We start from the raw sequence: 18,747 nt of genomic DNA on the forward strand, positions 1-18,747 counted from the left end.
GTCGGCGCGCGCGAGCCGCGGCGCGGGCGGCCGTCCCCCGGCGCGCGAGCGGGCCACGCGTCCCGCACCATGACCGGGTGCGACTGCGTCGGGTGTCCGTGACCTCCCCCGGGTACTCGCGGCGCCCGAAGGGCGACTCGTGGGTGTTCCTCGACGTCGAGGGACTTCCGCTCGCCGACGAGGAGGAGCTCGCGCGGTGCACGCGCCTCGCGGTCCCGCCCGCCTGGTCCGACGTCTGGATCTGCCGGTACCCGAACGGGCACATCCAGGCGTTCGGGCGCGACGTCGCCGGTCGCGGCCAGTACCTGTACCACGAGCAGTGGCAGGTGCGGCGCTCCCGGCGCAAGCACGACCACGTGCTCGACGTCGGCCGGAGACTGCCCGCGGCCCGGCGTCGCGTCGCGCGCGAGCTCGCACAGCCCGGCATGGGTCGCGACACGGTGCTCGCCCTCGCGTTCCGGCTGCTCGACCTGGCGTACTTCCGTGCCGGCGGCGAGATCTACGCGAAGCAGAACAACAGCTACGGTCTGGCGACGATCCGCAAGGAGCACGCGCGGGTGCGGCGCGACGGGAGCGTCCACTTCCACTACCCCGCGAAGTCGGGCCAGGTGCGCGACGTCGTCGTGGACGACCCGGTGGTCGCCGAGCTCGTCACCACGCTCAAGCGGCGCCGCGGCGGCGTCGAGCTGCTCGCGTGGCGCGAGGACGGCCCCGACGGGCGCGCCGTGTGGCACGACGTCACGAGCGCCGACGTCCAGGCGGGCATCAAGGAACGGCTCGGCGACGACGCGACGCCCAAGGACTTCCGCACCTGGCACGCGACGGTGCTCGCGGCACGCGCGCTCGCCGACGCGGGGGCCGCGCCCGCCTCCGAACGGGCGCGGCGCAAGGTCGTCACGGGGATCGTCAAGGACGTCGCGGAGGAGCTCGGGAACACGCCCGCCGTCGCGCGGTCCTCGTACATCGACCCGCGACTGTTCGACCTGTGGGAGCGCGGTGAGACCATCGGCTCGACCCGCTCCCAGACGCGCGCCGAGCGCGAGCTCCTGGAGCTCCTCTCGTGAGGGCCGCGGTCACCGGCGTCACGGGCTACGTGGGCGGGCGGCTCGTGCCCGAGCTCCTGCGCGCAGGGTTCGAGGTGCGCGCGCTGGCACGGCACCCCGAGCGGCTCGCGGGGCGCGAGTGGGTCCACGACGTCGAGACGGTGGCCGCCGACGCGGCCGACCTCGAGCAGACCCGCGCGGCGCTCCAGGGCGCCGACGTCGCGTACTACCTCGTGCACTCGCTCGGCACCGGGAGCACGTTCGAGGCGCGCGACCGCCGCACCGCGCTCACGTTCGCGCGCGCGGCGCGCGAGGCGGGCGTCGGGCGGATCGTCTACCTCGGCGGGATGTTCCCGGACGTCCCGGAGGGCGAGCTCTCGCGCCACCTGGCCTCGCGCAAGGAGGTCGGCGAGATCCTGCTCGCGTCGGGCGTCCCGACGACGGTCCTCCAGGCGGCGGTGATCCTCGGCTCCGGGTCCGCGTCGTTCGAGATGATGCGCTACCTCACCGAGCGGCTCCCGGCCATGACGACGCCGAAGTGGGTCGACAACCGCATCCAGCCCATCGCGGTGCGGGACGTGCTGCGCTACCTCGTGGGGTCCGCGACGATGCCGCCCGACGTCTCGCGCGCGTTCGACGTCGGCGGGCCCGACGTCCTCACCTACCGCGACATGATGCAGCGCTACGCCAAGGTGGCCGGGCTCCCCCGGCGCGCGATCGTCAGCGTCCCGGTGCTCACGCCGAAGCTCTCGAGCCTGTGGGTCGGGCTCGTCACGCCCGTGCCGTCGGGCATCGCGCGGCCGCTCGTCGAGTCGCTCCAGCACGAGGTCGTCTGCCGGGAGCACGACATCCGGCGGTACGTGCCCGACCCGCCCGAGGGCCTCCTCGGCTTCGACCGCGCCGTCGAGCTGGCCCTGGAACGCATCCACGACGGCGAGGTGGTGACGCGCTGGTCGTCCGCCTCGGTCCCGGGAGCGCCGTCGGACCCCCTGCCGAGCGACCCCGACTGGGCCGGAGGCTCGCTGTACGTCGACGAGCGGCGGACGGTCGTCGACGCGCCGCGCGACGTGCTCTGGCGCGTCGTCGAGGAGATCGGCGGGCAGGGCGGCTGGTACTCGTGGTCGCTCGCGTGGCGCGTGCGCGGGCTCCTGGACCGCGCCGTCGGCGGGCCCGGGCTGCGCCGGGGCCGGCGCGACGAGCGGCACCTGCGCGTGGACGACGAGCTCGACTGGTGGCGTGTCGAGGCGATCGAGCCGGGCCGTCGCCTGCTGCTCCGGGCCGAGATGCGCCTGCCGGGGCTCGCGTGGCTCGAGCTGCGCGTCGACGAGGCCGCCGCCGAGCTCGCTGATGCCACCGACCCCGACGCGCCCGGCCCCTCGCCCGAGGACGCGAGCGGTCCCGGCCGGACCTACTTCGCCCAGCGCGCGCTGTTCTACCCCCACGGCCTCGCGGGCCAGCTCTACTGGTGGGCGGTCAAACCGTTCCACGGCGTCGTGTTCGGCGGGATGCAGCGCAACGTCGCCGCCGCCGCGGAGCGCGCCGCCGACGACGGCTAAACGTTTCGGGTCGCGCGCGTCCTTGACCCCGGCTCCGCCGCGTCCGGACAGTGGCGTCGACCTGCGTCGACGCGGACGCAGCCGGACCGAGAGGCAGCCATGCACCCACGACCCACCGCGGTCCTCGCCACGGGCGCCCTGCTCGTCGCGAGCCTCGCGGCCACGACCCCGGCCTCGGCCGCGCCGGATCCGACGCCGGTCCCGGCAGCGGCCGCCGCTGCCGTCGCCGAGCCGAACTACGCCGAAGCGCTCCAGAAGTCCCTGTTCTTCTACGACGCCCAGCGCTCGGGCGACCTCCCCGACGACTTCCGGGTGAGCTGGCGCGGCGACTCCGCGCTCGACGACGGCGCCGACGTCGGGCTCGACCTCACGGGCGGCTGGTACGACGCGGGCGACCACGTGAAGTTCGGGCTGCCCATGGCCTTCACGACGACGATGCTCGCGTGGGGCGCGATCGCGAGCCCCGACGGGTACGCGGCGTCGGGCCAGCGGGACGAGCTGCTCGACTCGCTGCGCTGGGTCAACGACTACTTCATCAAGGCCCACCCCGAGCCGGACGTGCTGTACGCGCAGGTGGGCGACGGCGACGCGGACCACAAGTGGTGGGGCCCCGCCGAGGCGATGCAGATGGCCCGGCCCGCGTACAAGGTCGACCGGTCGTGCCCCGGGAGCGACGTCGCGGGCGAGACCGCGGCGGCCATGGCCGCGTCGTCGATCGTCTTCGCGGACTCGGACCCGGCGTACGCGGCCGAGCTCGTCGAGCACGCGGAGCAGCTCTACGCCTTCGCCGACACCTACCGGGGCAAGTACTCCGACTGCGTGCCCGTGGGCGCGTTCTACAACTCGTGGTCCGGCTACCAGGACGAGCTCGTCTGGGGCGCGGCCTGGCTGTACGAGGCGACGGGCGACGCGACGTACCTCGCGAAGGCCGAGCAGGAGTACGCCGGTCTCTCGCGCGAGAACCAGACGAGCACGCCGTCGTACCGCTGGACGATCGCGTGGGACGACAAGACGTACGGCGCGTACGCGCTGCTGGCCCAGACGACCGGCGAGCAGCAGTACGTCGACGACGCAAACCGGTGGCTCGACTACTGGACCACCGGGTACCAGGGGTCGCGCGTGCGGTACTCCCCGGGCGGGCAGGCGTTCCTCGACTCGTGGGGCTCGCTGCGCTATGCCGCGAACACGGCGTTCGTCGCGCTGACCTACGGCGAGTGGCTGCGGGGGCGCGGCGACGCGACCCGCGCGCAGACCTACCAGGACTTCGGCGAGCGCCAGATCGGCTACGCGCTCGGCGACAACCCGCGCGGCGCCTCGTACGTCGTCGGGTACGGCGAGGACTCGCCGCAGAACCCGCACCACCGCACCGCGCACGGCTCGTGGCTCGACTCGCTCGCCGAGCCCGCGGCGACGCGGCACGTCCTGTACGGCGCGCTCGTCGGAGGTCCGGGTGCACCGGACGACACCTACACGGACCGCCGCTCGGACTACGTCGCGAACGAGGTCGCGACGGACTACAACGCCGGCTTCACGTCGGCGCTCGCGTTCCTCGTCGGCGAGCACGGAGGTGTCCCGCTCGCCGACTTCCCGCAGCCCGAGACCCCGGACCAGGACGAGTTCTTCGTCGAGTCGCGCCTCAACCAGCCCGGCACCGCGTTCACGGAGATCAAGGCCGTGCTGCGCAACCGGTCGGCCTTCCCGGCGCGCGCGCTCGACGACGTCCGCCTGCGGTACTGGTTCACGCTCGACGACGGCGCCGACCCGGCGACCCTGCGCGCCACGACGAACTACTCCGAGTGCCCCGGCGCGACGGCTAGCGTCGGCCACGCGGGCGGCGACCGGTACTTCGTCGAGATCGACTGCTCGGGCTCGGTCGTCTACCCGGGCGGCCAGTCCCAGCACCGCCGCGAGGTGCAGTTCCGGGTGTCGGCGAACGTCTGGGACGCCTCGGACGACTGGTCGTTCGCTCAGGTCGCGACCGGCGACACGCTCACAAAGAACGCGCGCATCACCCTCTACGAGGGTGCCGAGCTGCTGTGGGGCACCGAGCCCGCCGCCGGGCCCGTCGAGCCGGACACCACGCCGCCGACGACGCCGGGCACGCCGACGGTCTCGGGCGTCACGGCGACCGGGGCGTCCGTCGCATGGGCACCCTCCTCGGACGCGGGCAGCGGCGTCGCCGGGTACGACGTGCTGCTCGACGGCGTGCGGGTCGCGACCACGTCGGGCACCCGCCAGGCCCTGACAGACCTCGCGCCCGAGACGACCTATCGCGTCGCCCTCGTCGCGACCGACCGGGCCGGGAACGCGTCCGCGCCCGGGCCGGCCGCGACCTTCACGACCCCGGCGACGTCGACGGGTCCCGCGCCCGGCGCCTGCGCGGTCCGGTGGTCGTCGAGCGACTGGGGCTCCGGCGGGACCGTGACCCTCCGGCTCACGAACACCGGAACCACTCCCCTCGACGGCTGGACGCTCGCGTTCGTGCTCCCGTCCGGGCAGACGGTGACGAACGGCTGGAGCGCGACGTGGACGCAGTCGGGCGCCGACGTCACCGTGCGGTCCGCCGCCTGGAACGGCGCCCTCGCCCCAGGGTCGTCCGTCGAGGTCGGCGCGAACGTCGCGCACGGCGGGGTGAGCACGCCGCCGGCGGGCTTCACGCTGGTCGGCGCGTCGGGCGGGACGGCGTGCACCGTGGGGTGATCCCGCACGGCAGCCACGGACGATCGTCGCCCGCGCCGGGACGCTGCTCCCCGGCGCGGGCGACGGTCATCTCCGGCGGCGGAAGGTCAGCGGCTCCTCGACGAACGGCTCCCACGCCGCGCGCTCGGTCTCGGTGATGCGGCGGGGCGCGCCGGTCGCCGCGTCGACCACGACGATCGTGGTCACCGCCTTCGCGTAAGGGGCACCGCCCGAGGTGGGGCCGGTGCGCTCGAAGCGGGCCGCGCCGTCGTGCACCTCGTAGCAGACCTCCAGGCTCGCGCCGCCCAGGTGCCCGATCCACAGCTCGACCCGCACGGGCGTCCGCGTGAAGCCGAGCGGGCGCAGGTACTCGATCTCCTGCCGTGCGACGAGCGTGTGGCTCGTCGCGGCCGGCCCGGTCTCCAGGACCGCCGTCGGCCAGGCGTCCTCGCCGGCGTCCGGGTGGGTCCAGAACGCGGTGATGCGCGCGTCCTCCAGCAGCCGGAACATCTCCACGTTGTTCACGTGGGCGTACGCGTCGAGGTCCGACCACCGCAGGGAGACGGGGACGTGCAGGCGGGTCATTCGGAGGTCCTCTCGCTCGACATGGCGCGGCTGACGTTACCTCGTGCCCGGCGGGTCAGGAGGCAGCGACGAGGGCCGCGGCGCGACAGCTCGCGAGCGCGGACAGCTCCTCGCCCACCGGGAGCCGCACACGGCGGTCCGCGACCTGCCCGACGGCGTCGCGCAAGCGGCGTCGGGCCCGGGCCGCGCGGCGACGCCCGCCGACGGACGCGGCGGCGCGCGAGAGCAGGGCGACGAGGACACCGACGACGACGCCTCCGAGCGCGAGCAGGGTCGGCCACGGCAGCTCGGGGGCGCCCGGGCCGCCGAGGGTGAGCACCGGCGTCGGCGGCTCGGGCAGGCGCAGGTACGTGAAGCCCCACAGCGCGGCGAGCCACAGCAGCCCGACGACGAGCGCCGCGAGCACGAGCCACTGGAGCGCGCCCACGACGCGCCACCACGCCGGGCGTCGCGACGCCTCGAGCTCCGTCCCGGCCACCGCCTGGTCGAGCGCGTCGGCGAGGTCCGCGGCGCCCTCGGCGGCCCGACGACGCACCGCGAGCGCCCAGTCGTCGGGAAGGCCCGCGGTGGCCTCGGCCGCGTAGTCGCGCACGGCCGTCTGCGCACCGGCGCGCAGCGCCGCGCCGACCGCGGGCAGGGACGTCCGGGCGAGCTCGGGTCGCACCTCGGCCTCGCCTGCCCCGAGCTCCTTCGCGGTGCGTGCCCGGTCCGAGCCCGGGGCGGGGCCGGTCCGCAGCCCGATGCGCCGCAGCGGGTCGGGGCGGAACCGCCCGACCCAGCGCGTGACGGGCCAGCCGGTCGCGGCGCGCGCGTCGCGGACCGCCGATCCCCGCACGGCCGCGACGACCGTCGGCACGCCCGCGGCGGCCTCGAGCGCGTCCACGAGCCCGTCGCGCGCCCGGCGCGCGGCCCGCTCCGGGACGGGATCGCCGCACGCGGCGGCGACGCGCCGGGCCACGGCGCGCACGTCGGCCGCGAGCCGGTCGTTCGCCGCTCGACGACGCGCGGCTGCGTCCGCCAGCAGGCCGCGCAGCTCGTCCAGTCCCTGGCCGGTGCGTGCCGAAACCCCGAGGACGCGCGCGTCGCCGAGCCCGTCCGCGGCGGCGAGCCGACGCAGGTCCGCGAGGCACGCGTCCGCGTCGGCGGGGGCGAGCCGGTCCGCCTGGTTGAGCACCAGCACGACGACCGAGCCGTGCCCCGCGAGCGGGCGCAGATAGCGCTCGTGCAACGCGGCGTCCGCGTACTTCTGCGGGTCCACGACCCACACGAGCAGGTCCGCGCGCTCGACGAGGCGCTCCGCGCGCACGCGGTGCTCGACGACGACCGAGTCGTGGTCGGGCAGGTCGAGCAGCACGAGGCCGCTCGTGACCTCTGCGGCGCGCCGGCCCTTGAGGAGCCCGCGGAGGCCGCCGCCCGCCCGCGCGTCATCGGGGTCCCCCGACGTGAGCGGCGTGCCCATCTCGTGCCGGCGCCGCACCTCCAGCCAGTCGAGGAGGGCCCCGGCCCCAGCCGCGCCGGGCGTGGTACCGGACGGCGCGCCGCCCGCCGGGTGCGCCACCGCACCGGTGCCCCACACGGCCGCGAGCGGGTGCGACGTCGTCGGACGCTGGACCCCGACCGCCGCCAGGTCGGCCCCGGCCAGCGCGTTGAAGACCGACGACTTGCCCGAGCCGGTCGCGCCGGCGAGCGCGACGACGGTGTGGTCGGCCGAGAGGCCCGCCCGCTCGCGGGCCCGGGCGACGACGGTGCGCGCGTCGGCGAGCAGGGCGGCGTCCACGCGCCCTTCGCCCGCGCGGACGGCGGTCTCGAGGGCGGTCGTGCGCGCGGCGAGGTCGATCGTCATGCGCGCTCACCGCCCAGGAGCCGTCGCCAGAACCCGGGGCGCGGCGCAGGCTCCGGCCCGTCCTCGCCCGGTGCGGCGACCGGCTCGTCCTCCGCCGCACGCCATCCCGCACCGCGCAGGAGCCGCGCGGCGTGCCGTCCGACCGCGGCGCGTCCCGCGTCGAGGCCCGTGCCCCGCGCGGAGCGCTCGACGCGCGCCGCCGCCTCGACCGCCCGCGCGGCCTCGCGCACGGAGCGCGCCGTCTCGTCGGCGTCGGCGGTACCGAGCGCGTCGAGCTGGGCCGTGTAGCGCCGGGCCTCGTCGTCGAGCACGGCCCGCACCCGCTCGGCGAGGCGCTCGCGCGCGGTCCGCGTGAGGCGACGCACGGCGTCGTCGCCGAACACGGCCTCGAGCAGCTTCTGCGCGAGGATCGCCGTCCCGCCGGCGATGCCGACCTCCGCGCCCGTGAGGCCACCCGTCGATGCGAACACCACGACCATGAGGCTCAGTCCGAGCCCGTTGATCCCGAACGACAGCGCACGCGCCGCCCCGCGCTTGCCCGCTCCCTGCTCGCGCACGAGGTCGAGGACGTCCGACTGCCAGCCCCGGATCTCCTCGGCGACCCGGGCCCGCACGCCGGCCGACGAGCGCGACAGGTCGAGCCCGTCCAGCAGGGCCGTGCCGGCCGGGTCGGCGCGCCACCCGCCGTAGGCGCGCTCCGCGGCCGCGTCGGTCGCGTCGAGCACGACGGCCTCCAGCCCGTGCGCGATCGCCTGCTCGACCTGCGGCGCCTGCGCGGGACGGCCGCGGAAGAACGCCGCGACGGCGTCGCGCACGCGCCCCACGCCCTGCTCCACGGACCGGAACAGCTCGCTCGTCCCGACGAAGTCCTGCCAGCGCGCGAGCACCTCGCCGCGCAGCAGCGCTCCGTCGCTCGTCGCGGCGTCGACGGTCGCGGCGGCCTCGTCGTACGCGCGCCCGACGACGGCCCGCAGCCGCGCGTCGGACGTCGCCTGGGCGTCGGCCGCGCCCGCCACGAGCACGGCCCGGCGCACGAGGTCGTCCACGACCCCGTCACGCGTCGCGGTCGCGACCCGGTCGCGCGCGTCGCCGTCCGCGCCGAGCGCGGACAGCCACGACGCGACCTCCGCGACCGAGGGCTCCGGGAGGAAGCCGTCCACCAGCTCGGACTCCCCCACCGCGAACAGCGGCGCGGCGTCCAGGCCGTTCTCGTCCATCATGCGGCGCAGGTCGTCGGCCACGGCCTCGGCGCCGGGGTCGACCCGGTCGAGCACGATCGCGACCTGTGCACGACGCTCCGCCGCGCGGTGCAGCAGGTCCCACGGGACCGCGTCGGCGTAGCGCGCGGCCGTCGTGACGAAGAGCCACAGATCCGCGGCCGCGAGGAGCTGGGCGGCGAGCTCGCGGTTCGCCGTCTCCACCGAGTCGACGTCGGGCGCGTCCACGAGCGCGAGACCCTGCGGCAGCGCGTCGCTCGCGACGAGCCGCAGCGTGCGCGTCGGGTCGGGCTGCACCGCGGGAGCGGTCCCGCCCACGGGCACGTCGGCGCCCGGGCGCGGTCCGTGCTCGCTCACGCGCGCGAGCCCCGGCAGGACGCGGTCGGTCGAGAACCACCGCTCGTCGAGCGGGTGGTGGACCAGGACGGGTGCGCGCGTCGTGGGGCGCAGCACGCCCGGTGCCGACACGTGCTCGCCGAGCAGCGAGTTCACGAGCGTCGACTTCCCCGCGCCGGTCGACCCGCCCACCACGACGAGCAGCGGCGCGGCGTGCGAGCGCAGGCGCGGCAGCAGGTAGTCGTCGAGCTGGTGCACCGCGAGGTCGAGGTCCTCGCGCGCGGCCGCCGCGCCCGGGAGATCCAGCGGCAGCCGCGCGGCGGCGAGCCGGCCGCGCAGGATCTCCAGCGACTCGACGAGCCCGGCCGTCGCCACGGCGCCTGCGGCGACCGAACCACCCGGCGTGGTGCCGTCCCGCGCCACGGCGTCCCCGGCGGACGCGTCCGTGCGGACCGCGTCGTCTCCGGGGTCACCGCTGGCCGTCATCCCGCCAGTCTGCCGGAACGCCGCTGGTCAGGCCCGGTGTGACACGGGCACGCCGCCAGTCCGTCGACCGAGATCGACCCGCCCGGCACGAGATCGGCCCTCCGAAGGTCGATCTCGAACGCCCAGGTCGATCTCGCGCTCGCGACTCGCTCCCCCAGCCGGCAACGGAGCCACCCGGCCCTGGACGCACGGACGCCGGGCGGGAACGTGTCCCGCCCGGCGTCGTGGTCGACCGAGGTCGCGACGTCAGTCGCGCGTGAGCTTGCGGTACGTGACGCGGTGCGGGCGCGCCGCGTCGGCGCCGAGGCGCTCGACCTTGTTCTCCTCGTAGGACGCGAAGTTGCCCTCGAACCAGTACCAGTTCGCCGGGTCCTCCTCCGTGCCCTCGTACGCGAGGATGTGGGTCGCGACCCGGTCGAGGAACCACCGGTCGTGGGACACGACGACGGCGCAGCCGGGGAACTCGAGCAGCGCGTTCTCCAGCGAGCCCAGGGTCTCGACGTCGAGGTCGTTCGTGGGCTCGTCGAGCAGCAGGAGGTTGCCGCCCTGCTTGAGCGTGAGCGCGAGGTTGAGGCGGTTGCGCTCACCACCGGACAGCACGCCCGCAGGCTTCTGCTGGTCCGGGCCCTTGAACCCGAACGACGCGACGTACGCGCGCGACGGGATCTCGACGTTGCCGACCTTGATGAAGTCGAGGCCGTCGGACACGACCTCCCACAGCGTCTTCTTGGGGTCGATGCCGCCACGCGACTGGTCGACGTAGGAGATCGAGACCGTCTCGCCGACCTTGAGGTCCCCGCCGTCGAGCGGCTCGAGCCCGACGATCGTCTTGAACAAGGTCGTCTTGCCGACGCCGTTGGGGCCGATGACGCCGACGATGCCGTTGCGCGGCAGCGTGAAGCTCAGGCCGTCGATGAGCTGGCGACCGTCGAAGCCCTTCTGGAGGTTCGACGCCTCGAGGACGACGTTGCCCAGGCGCGGGCCCGGCGGGATCTGGATCTCCTCGAAGTCCAGCTTCCTCGTGCGCTCCGCCTCGGCGGCCATCTCCTCGTACCGGGCGAGACGGGCCTTCGACTTGGTCTGGCGACCCTTGGCGTTGGACCGGACCCACTCGAGCTCCTCCTTGAGGCGCTTGGCGAGCTTCGCGTCCTTCTTGCCCTGGACCTGGAGGCGCTCGCCCTTCTTCTCGAGGTAGGTCGAGTAGTTGCCCTCGTACGGGTACAGGCGCCCGCGGTCGACCTCGCAGATCCACTCCGCGACGTGGTCGAGGAAGTACCGGTCGTGGGTGACCGCGAGGATCGCGCCGGGGTACGTCGCGAGGTGCTGCTCGAGCCACAGCACGGACTCGGCGTCCAGGTGGTTCGTCGGCTCGTCGAGCAGCAGCAGGTCCGGCTTCTCGAGCAGGAGCTTGCACAGCGCGACGCGGCGACGCTCACCACCGGACAGCACGGACACGTCGGCGTCCGGCGGCGGGCAGCGCAGCGCGTCCATCGCCTGCTCGAGCTGGGAGTCGAGGTCCCACGCGTCCGCGGCGTCGATGGCCTCCTGGAGCGTGCCCATCTCCGCGAGGAGCGCGTCGAAGTCGGCGTCGGGCTCCGCCATGAGCGCGGAGATCTCGTCGAAGCGCTGCTTCTTGGCGAGGATGTCCGCGACGGCCTCCTGGACGTTGCCGAGGACGGTCTTCTCCTCGTTGAGCGGCGGCTCCTGCAGCAGGATGCCGACGCTGTAGCCCGGGGAGAGCCGCGCCTCGCCGTTCGACGGCGTGTCCAGGCCGGCCATGATCTTGAGGATCGTGGACTTCCCGGCGCCGTTGGGGCCCACGACGCCGATCTTGGCGCCGGGCAGGAAGTTCAGGGAGACGTCGTCGAGGATGACCTTGTCTCCGTGCGCCTTGCGCGCCTTGTACATGGAGTAGATGAACTCAGCCACAGCCTGTCGTTCCACCGTTTCGGTCGGGAGAGGTACGGGATTCGTCGACCACTCAGCCTACGCGGTCGGGCCGCCGGGGCGCGCCCGACGGCGCCACGACCCCCGCGGGCCGCGGCACCGCCCGCACGGTGGCGCTCAGGCGGACGCCAGCGCGCCGGTCTCGACGGCGGCGCCGGCGTCGTCGCTCGGCTCGGGGTCGGCTGCGGGATCGTCCTCGGACTCCTCGTCGGGCTCACCCGCGAGCGCCGCGCCGGCGTCCGCGAGGGTCCACGGGTCGTCGAGCGCGCGCCCGTCGAGCGGCCCGCCCTCGAACGCGGTGCCGTCGTGCGCCGTGGCGCCCGGTCCGAAGGACGAGCGGTCGACCCCACCCTCGCCACCGGTGGTCCCGGACGCGGCGACGCCGGTCGCCTCGGCCCGGCGCGCGCCGTCGTCCTCGCGCCGGTGGACCGTGCGCGCGAACCGGGCCTCGCCGAGGGTCAGGTCGGGGCCGAGCGCCGTCGCCTCCACGACCAGGCTGGTGCGCGGGCCGTCGGGGCCGTCCCACTCGTCGAGCGAGAGCCGCCCCGTGACGACCACGGGGTCGCCCTTGTGCAGGGACAGCGCGACGTTGCGCGCGACGTGCTTCCACGCCTTGACCGTGAACCACAGCGTGCGGCCGTCGACCCACTCGCCGCGCTCGCGGTCGAGGTAGCGGCGCGTCTGGGCGATGCGGAAGCTCGTGAAGTCGTTGCCGGACTGCGAGCGGAACAGCGTGGGCGTGGTCGCGACGAATCCGGACAGCGTGACCGTGACGTCACCGGGCATGGTTCCTCCTGAGGTCGGCGGCCGGGCGGGTCCCGGCCACCGCCTCAGGGTGCTGTCGGAGCGGCGGCGCCGTCCGTCGTCGTGCCCTCACCTGTGGACGGGCCCGTGATCTCCGGGCCTGTGGGTAGCCGTAGCGCCCCGGTGAGCGGTGCCGCCGGCGCCTTGTCCCGGGCGGACTGCGCCAGCTCGCGGACCTGACGATGGGTGTCGAGGAGCGCCTGGGTCGGCTTGCCCATGGCGTCCTGCACGACCCGCTCGATCGCTCCCCGGCCGGAGGCGAGGACCTGCTGCTCGCGGCGTCGCGCGAGCGTGCGGCGCACCTGGAGCGCGACGAGGAACGCGACCACCGCGCCGAGCACGGCCACCGCCGCGACGATCGCGCACACCGTGACGAGCGTCCGTCCGAGGTCGAGCACGCGCAACGAGCCCAGCACGGCGAGCACGCCGGCGACGACCCCGACCGCGAGCGCGGCCCACGCGGCGCGCCGCGTGGGGCGCGACGACGACGGGCCGCGCGTGTCGAGCGGGATCTTCGCGAGCGCGGACCGCGTCGCCTCCGCGACCTTGCCCGACGGCGCGACCGCGTCGTCGAGCGCCTTCTGCCACCCCGGTCGCAGCGAACGCCCCGCGCGCGCGAGCCAGCGCGAGCGCGAGAGCGCGACGGCGTCGGGCTGCGGGGGCGAGAACTCGGGGCGGCCGTAGCCGTTGCGCACCGCCGCGCCGACCTGGCCGGCGACGGCGGCGAGGCCCGTCGCGTCGGCGAGCGCGTCGACCTCCTCCTCGACGGCCGTGCTCATGGTCCACGGGACGTCTCCCGGGAGCTGCTCCAGCAGGAGCGCGCCGGCCCGGTCGAGCTCGCCCGCGACGCGGCTCGCGGCGACGCTGCGCCGTGCGACGGCCTGCTCGAGCAGCGAGCGCAGCTCGTCGAGCCCTTCGCCCGTGCGCGCGGAGACGGTCGTGACGTAGACGCCGTCGAGCCCGTCCTCCTCGAGCAGCCGCCCCATGTCCTCGACGAGCGCCGCGCGGCGCGCCTCGGGGACGGTGTCGATCTGGTTGAGGGCGACGACCATCGACCCCTCGAGCCCCGTGGACTTCTGGAGGTATCCGGAGTGCAGCGCGTCGTCGGCGTACTTCTGCGGGTCGACGACCCACACGAGCAGGTCGACGAGCGGGAGCACCCGGTCGACGACGTCGCGGTGCGCCGGCTCGATCGAGTCGTGGTCCGGCAGGTCGAGCAGCACGAGGCCGCCGAGCGCCGCCTCGTCCTCGGCGTCGAGCTCGCCGTCGCGCGTGATCCGGCGCTCCGGGTCCACGGCGAGCCAGTCGAGCAGGGCCGTCGCCGCGCCGCTCCACGAGCACGCCGTGACGCGCGCCGTCGTCGGGCGCTTCACGCCGACGTCCGCGAAGTCGAGCCGCGACACGCGGTTGAACAGGCTCGACTTGCCCGACCCGGTGCCGCCCGCGAGCGCGACGACCGTGTGGTCGACGCCGAGCGCGAGGCGCTCGCGCACGCCCCCGATCGCGTCGCGCACCTGGGCCGCGACCACGGGGTCGAGGCGGTCCCCCGCGAGGTCCACCGCGCGCGCGAGGTCGTCGACCCGGGCACGCAGCTGGGCGTCGTGGGACGTCACATGAGCCTCCTCAGCTCGGCGAGTCGTAGGCGCAGCCCGACGGCGGCGTCCGCGGCGAGCGCGGGGTCGGCGAGCGCGGTGAGGACGGGTTCGGCCTCCCGCTCGACCATGGTCGCGGCCCGGTCGGCGAGGTCGTCGCGCAGGGCCGCGAGCGCATCGTCGCCCGTCTCGGCGAGGACGGTCCGCACGAGGCGGGCCGCGTCGTCGCTGCCCGCGGCGCCCGCGAGCAGCAGCGCGGCCAGGCCGGTCTCGCCGAACGCCTTGACCGCCGCGCGGGCGGCCTCGCTCGCCGTCGGAGCGGCGAGCTCGGTCACGACCTGCTCCGCCCGCCGGGACCACTGGAGCACCTGGGTCGTCGCCGAGGCCTCGCGCCGCGCCGCGGCGTCCTCCTCGGTCGGCAGGACGTCGGCGGCGCCCGGCAGCGGCCGGTCCCCGTCGAGCGCGGCACGCAGCGCCTCGTGGGCGAGGACGCCGTTCGCGGCGAGCGTGCGGTGCGCGGCGTCGCGCGTCTCGTCGAGGAGCGGCGCGAGCACGAGGTCGCGCGCGCGTCCGCGCCGCTTGGACGACCGGACCACGCCGCCGCGCACCTTGACGCGGTCCACGCGCTCCGCGCCCGTCACCTGGGCCCATCGTGCCTCGAGCGACCCGTGCGCGACGGCGCCGTCCAGCGCCGCCTGCCGCGCGGCGTCGCGCACGGCCGGGAGCGCCTTCTCCGCCGCGGAGCGCAGGTCGGCCGCGGCCTCCACCTGCTGCTCCACCGCGTCCGAGACGCCCGTGACCCACGCGGGCAGCGCGCCGAGCGCCCCCTTGAGCGTGCGCACGATCACCGCGCGCGACCGGTCCGGGCCCGCGAGCATCGTCAGCCAGCGCGCCACCGGCGCCACGACCGAACGGTCGAGCAGCCCCTCGTGCGGCCCGACGTCGGGCACGACGAACAGCGGGGTCCCGTCCATGCCGTGGTCGCGCAGGCGCTGGAGCAGGTCGCCGCGGATCGTCGTCAGCGTCTCGCGCGGGACGCGGTTGAGCACCATCGCGACGCTCGCCCCGCGCTCCTTCGCGCGCGACAGCGCCTGCCACGGCAGCGCGTCGCCGTAGCGCGACGCGGTCGTGACGAACAGCCACAGGTCCGCCGCCTCGAGCAGCAGGCTCGCGGTGTCCCGGTTCTCCGAGAGGAGCGAGTCCAGGTCCGGGGCGTCGAGCAGGCCCGTGCCGCGCGGGACGCCGTCGTGGTCGACGACGCGCGCGACGCGCGTCACCGGGCCCTCCACGATCACGTCCGCGTCGAGCGGGTTGAACGCGAGGACCGGCTCGCGCGTCGTGGGTCGCAGGACGCCCGCCTGCGACACCTCCTCGCCGAGCAGCGAGTTGTACAGCGTCGACTTGCCCGCGCCCGTCGAGCCCGCGATCACGACGATCGCCGGCGACGAGAGCTCGCGCAGCCGCGGCAGCAGGTGCTCGTCGAGCTGGGTGAGGAGCCGGCGCCGCGAGGCGTCCGAGTCGTCCGCGCCGTCGATCGCGAGCGGGAGGCGCACGTCCGCCACGTCGCGGCGTAGGTCGCGCGCGACGTCGTAGACGGTGACACCGAGCTCCTCGGTCGCCTGCGCGGGCCTCCACGAGCCCGGCGACCGGCCGGGCGCGGCGGGGCTCGCGTCGCTCGTGGCGGCGTCTGGGGTTCTCACTGGTTCATAGTGACGGCTGCCGGGGGCCCCGCCAAACGCACGCGCCGCACGACGCGCGACCACGCCACCTGCACGTCCGCCACCACGGCTTCCACCTCCCGAGCACGCCCGACGCCCACTACGATGGGCGCGCGCCTCGATAGCTCAATGGATAGAGCAACGGCCTTCTAATCCGTAGGTTGCAGGTTCGAGTCCTGCTCGGGGCACCACTCCTCAGCCGAACGACGGCGCCGTCGCGTGGTCGATCTCGACCAGGTAGGCGTGCCGCTCCTCCCCGCGCGGGTAGGGGCCGCCGGTGTAGAGGGCGGAGAGGCGGTCGACGACCGCCCAGCCCGCGTCGCCGTCGAGCACCTCGACGACGCGCCCGCGCAGGGTCGCCATGACGTACGGGTTCCCGGTCTCCGTCACGGACACCGCGACGCGCGGGTCGCGGGCGAGGTTGCGCGCCTTGCGCGACCCGGGGCCGGTGAGGAACGCGAGCCGGTCCCCCTCCCAGCCGACCCAGAGCGGCACGACGTGCGGGCCACCGTCGGGCAGGACCGTCGCGAGGTGCGCGACATGCGGTCCGGCCACGAGCGCGCGGGCCGCCTCGGGGACGTGGGCGGGTCCGGGCACGGGGCCGGCGCTCACACGATCGCCCCGCACGAGAGGTCGACGACGACGCCCGTCGTCGCGCCCGCGGCGTCGGACGCGAGGTAGACGGCGGTGCCGGCGACCTCGGACAGGCGGGGCAGCCGGCCGAGCAGCGTGTCCTTCACGAGCATGGGCAGGTCGTCGTCCGACGCGCCGACGGTCTCGGGCGTGAAGTTGGGCCGGAGCCCGACGACGCGCACGCCGTGGCGGCCGACCTCGCCGGCGAGGCTGCGCACGAGCGTCTCGATCGACGCGCACGCGAGGCTGAACCCGCCCATCTCGTGCCGCGACTCCCGCGCGGCCGTCGACGAGAGCATGACGATCGCCCCGGACCTCTGGGCGACCATGTGCCGCGCCGCGGCGGTCGCGGTGAGGAAGTGGGTGGTCGTCGCGGACACGATCGGCGCCACGAAGTCCTGGAGGGACATGTCGACGAGCGGGACGTTCTGGAGCACGTCGTACGCGACGGCGTTGAACGACACGTCGAGGCTTCCCGCCTGCTCGACCACGTCGGCCGCGTGCGCGTCGACCGACTCCTTGTCCGTCGCGTCGACGACGGCGGCGTGCGCCTGGCCGCCGGCCGCGCGGATCTCGTCCGCGAGCGCGTCGAGCGTGGCGGCCGTGCGCCCCGCGAGGAAGACGCGCGCACCCGCGGCGGCGAACGCGCGGCTCACCGCCGACCCCATCGACCCGGCGGCGCCGTAGACCACCGCGTTCTTCCCGGCGAGCTGCATCTCTCTTCCCTTCGTCGGCGGCGCACGCGCCTCCTCGGACGGGGCGCGCGGCGAGCTCTCGCACACGGACGACGCCGCGGGCGGGCGGAACTCATCGGCCGCCCGGACGTTGGGTCTGGCATGGGGAGTTCTCACCCTCCCGATCCCCGGAAAGGGTAAAGATCAGGCCACCCGTCGTAGATATACTCGGCCGACCGGCGCAAGCCGGTTCCGCCCGGTTCGCCCGGGTCGAGGGGGAGCTCGCGAGGGCCGCCCCCACCCGCCACCGACGGCGTCCGACGGCACGCACGAGCGAAGGACCGACATGACCGAGGCAGCACCGCTCCAGCCCCCCGCCCCGACGGAGACGCTCACGCTCAGCGCCCCGGAGCCCGTCAAGCCGGTCGCCGCCACGCAGGCGCCGTCGCTCGCGCCGCGCGTCGACGAGGCCGCGATCCCGGGCCTCGAGTCGAAGGTCTCCTCCTACCTCGACCAGCTCCTGGCGACGGACACGCGCTCGCCCGAGTTCGCGGCGAAGGCCGACGACATCCGCAAGATGGGCGACAAGGACATCCGCGCGGCCTCCGACGTCTCGAACCGCATGCTCGAGATGCCGGTCCGGGAGCTGCGCGAGGGCGGCGTCTCCGAGAGCTCCAAGGTGAGCAAGTCGCTGCTCGAGCTGCGCCGCACGGTCGAGGACCTCGACCCGAGCGAGGCGAGCGTGGGCAAGAAGTTCCTGGGTCTCATCCCGTTCGGCGGCAAGCTCCAGGACTACTTCCGCCGCTACGAGAGCTCGCAGAAGCAGCTCAACGCGATCGTCCAGTCGCTCTACAACGGCCAGGACGAGCTCCGCAAGGACAACGCCGCCCTGAACCTCGAGAAGCAGAACCTCTGGGACTCGATGGCGCGCCTCAACCAGTACATCTTCATCGCCGAGCGGCTCGACACCGAGCTCTCCACGAAGATCGCCGAGCTCGAGGCGAGCGACCCCGAGCGGGCCCAGGCGCTGCGCGAGGACGTGCTGTTCTACGTCCGCCAGAAGCACCAGGACCTGCTCACGCAGCTCGCGGTGTCCATCCAGGGCTACCTCGCGATGGACATCATCATGAAGAACAACATCGAGCTCATCAAGGGCGTCGACCGTGCGACGACGACGACGGTCTCGGCCCTGCGCACGGCCGTCATCGTGGCGCAGGCGCTCGCGAACCAGAAGCTCGTGCTGGACCAGATCACGGCGCTCAACACGACGACGTCGAACATGATCGCCTCGACCTCGAAGATGCTGGCCGACCAGTCGGCGAGCATCCAGCAGCAGGCCGCGAGCGCGACGGTCGGGCTCCCGCAGCTCCAGCAGGCGTTCGCCAACATCTACGCGACGCTCGACTCGATCTCGACCTTCAAGACGCAGGCGCTCGACTCGATGGCGCAGACCATCGGGGTGCTCGAGACCGAGACGACCAAGGCGAACGAGTACCTCGACCGCGCGCGCCGCTCGGACCAGTCGCAGGTCGGCAACGGCTCGCTCGACATCGGGCGCCTGTGACCCCTGGCGACGTACGCCCTCCGTCCTCCCGCGGCCTGACCGCCGCTCCCCGCACCACAGATCGGACCCC

The 18,747-nt window shown here is 75.0% G+C and carries 13 protein-coding genes and 1 tRNA gene; 5 read left to right on the forward strand and 9 right to left on the reverse strand.

Annotated elements, in window-relative coordinates:
• Window positions 1–77 precede the first annotated feature (77 nt).
• The 3 genes from FB00_RS12105 (at window position 78) to FB00_RS12115 (ending at window position 5,299) form a co-directional block, all read left to right on the forward strand.
• Window positions 78–1,064 (forward strand): DNA topoisomerase IB, encoded by a 987-nt coding sequence (locus FB00_RS12105; protein WP_047233188.1) that lies wholly within the window; start codon window positions 78–80, stop codon window positions 1,062–1,064.
• The gene (locus FB00_RS12110; protein ID WP_047233189.1) at window positions 1,061–2,599 is read left to right on the forward strand and encodes an SDR family oxidoreductase; all 1,539 of its coding nucleotides are present in this window, start codon (window positions 1,061–1,063) and stop codon (window positions 2,597–2,599) included. Before FB00_RS12105 ends, FB00_RS12110 begins: the two co-directional genes overlap by 4 nt.
• Window positions 2,600–2,698: 99 nt before the next feature.
• Entirely contained in the window at window positions 2,699–5,299 is a 2,601-nt protein-coding gene (locus tag FB00_RS12115; RefSeq protein ID WP_052877629.1) for a glycoside hydrolase family 9 protein, read from the forward strand.
• A 66-nt stretch (window positions 5,300–5,365) separates the two neighbouring features.
• Here FB00_RS12115 and FB00_RS12120 read toward each other — a convergent pair whose 3' ends face one another.
• The 7 genes from FB00_RS12120 to FB00_RS12150 form a co-directional block, all read right to left on the reverse strand.
• On the reverse strand, window positions 5,366–5,863 hold the full coding sequence (locus tag FB00_RS12120; RefSeq protein WP_047233190.1) for an acyl-CoA thioesterase: 498 nt from the start codon (window positions 5,861–5,863) through the stop codon (window positions 5,366–5,368).
• A 55-nt stretch (window positions 5,864–5,918) separates the two neighbouring features.
• Window positions 5,919–7,706, reverse strand: coding sequence for a dynamin family protein (locus FB00_RS12125; RefSeq protein WP_047233191.1), 1,788 nt, complete (start codon window positions 7,704–7,706; stop codon window positions 5,919–5,921).
• Window positions 7,703–9,745: a dynamin family protein gene (locus FB00_RS12130; RefSeq protein WP_052877630.1), complete on the reverse strand. Its 2,043-nt coding sequence runs from the start codon at window positions 9,743–9,745 to the stop codon at window positions 7,703–7,705. The genes FB00_RS12125 and FB00_RS12130 overlap by 4 nt, the downstream gene beginning before the upstream one ends.
• A gap of 246 nt (window positions 9,746–9,991) precedes the next feature.
• The gene (ettA, locus tag FB00_RS12135) at window positions 9,992–11,674 is read right to left on the reverse strand and encodes an energy-dependent translational throttle protein EttA (RefSeq protein WP_047233192.1); all 1,683 of its coding nucleotides are present in this window, start codon (window positions 11,672–11,674) and stop codon (window positions 9,992–9,994) included.
• Window positions 11,675–11,809: 135 nt separating this feature from the next.
• The gene (locus tag FB00_RS21145; RefSeq protein ID WP_052877631.1) at window positions 11,810–12,478 is read right to left on the reverse strand and encodes a single-stranded DNA-binding protein; all 669 of its coding nucleotides are present in this window, start codon (window positions 12,476–12,478) and stop codon (window positions 11,810–11,812) included.
• Window positions 12,479–12,522: 44 nt separating this feature from the next.
• Window positions 12,523–14,109 carry an ABC transporter gene (locus tag FB00_RS12145; protein WP_047233193.1) on the reverse strand — a complete coding sequence of 529 codons (1,587 nt, stop codon included), beginning with the start codon at window positions 14,107–14,109 and terminating at the stop codon, window positions 12,523–12,525.
• Entirely contained in the window at window positions 14,106–15,788 is a 1,683-nt protein-coding gene (locus FB00_RS12150) for a GTPase (protein WP_047233194.1), read from the reverse strand. The genes FB00_RS12145 and FB00_RS12150 overlap by 4 nt, the downstream gene beginning before the upstream one ends.
• Window positions 15,789–15,921: 133 nt before the next feature.
• On the opposite strand from FB00_RS12150, the gene FB00_RS12155 reads away from it, so the two are divergent.
• Window positions 15,922–15,997, forward strand: a tRNA-Arg gene (locus FB00_RS12155).
• A 4-nt stretch (window positions 15,998–16,001) separates the two neighbouring features.
• Here the strand turns inward: FB00_RS12155 and FB00_RS12160 are convergent.
• Both FB00_RS12160 and FB00_RS12165 read right to left on the reverse strand, forming a co-directional pair.
• Window positions 16,002–16,403, reverse strand: coding sequence for a PPOX class F420-dependent oxidoreductase (locus FB00_RS12160; protein WP_047233242.1), 402 nt, complete (start codon window positions 16,401–16,403; stop codon window positions 16,002–16,004).
• A gap of 11 nt (window positions 16,404–16,414) precedes the next feature.
• Window positions 16,415–17,155, reverse strand: a complete 741-nt coding sequence (locus FB00_RS12165) for an SDR family NAD(P)-dependent oxidoreductase (RefSeq protein ID WP_047233195.1) — start codon at window positions 17,153–17,155, stop codon at window positions 16,415–16,417.
• Window positions 17,156–17,459: 304 nt separating this feature from the next.
• Between FB00_RS12165 and FB00_RS12170 the strand changes: the two genes are divergently transcribed.
• Window positions 17,460–18,677, forward strand: a complete 1,218-nt coding sequence (locus FB00_RS12170) for a toxic anion resistance protein (protein ID WP_047233196.1) — start codon at window positions 17,460–17,462, stop codon at window positions 18,675–18,677.
• The last annotated feature ends 70 nt before the right edge of the window (window positions 18,678–18,747 follow it).

The sequence above is a fragment of the Cellulosimicrobium funkei genome, assembly GCF_001019615.1.
Lineage (GTDB): Bacteria > Actinomycetota > Actinomycetes > Actinomycetales > Cellulomonadaceae > Cellulosimicrobium > Cellulosimicrobium cellulans_E.